This is a genomic window from Chromohalobacter sp. HP20-39 (assembly GCF_033052815.1).
Lineage (GTDB): Bacteria > Pseudomonadota > Gammaproteobacteria > Pseudomonadales > Halomonadaceae > Chromohalobacter.
Map to the genome: position 1 here is coordinate 1 of NZ_JAWHTP010000536.1, position 284 is coordinate 284.

Here is a 284-nt window from a genome sequence, read left to right on the forward strand (position 1 = left end):
TGGTCTGGTAGTCGTCCCGCACATCGTATCGAGCCACAAGAACAGAAAACGGGGGAGAACAGGCATGGACCACCACACTGCACAACCGGACATCGCACCCGCGACCGTGTCGCCGCCGCAAGCCGCCCAGCCGTGGCTCACCGTCGACCGGGTGAAGTCATGCAGCGCGATCATGCTGATTCTGTTCTGCACGTTCTTGCTGCTGGGCGCGATCGCTAGCCACGGCTTCACGAACAAGAACATGACTGGCCCCGGCGTGGATTTCTCGGTGTTCTGGGGGGCAT

At 61.6% G+C, this 284-nt stretch carries 1 protein-coding gene; it reads left to right on the plus strand.

Annotated features, from left to right (window positions below; genetic code table 11):
* Positions 1-64: 64 nt before the first annotated feature.
* The coding region (locus tag RVY79_RS19090; RefSeq protein WP_317466127.1) for a hypothetical protein at positions 65-284 on the plus strand (220 nt) is incomplete at its 3' end.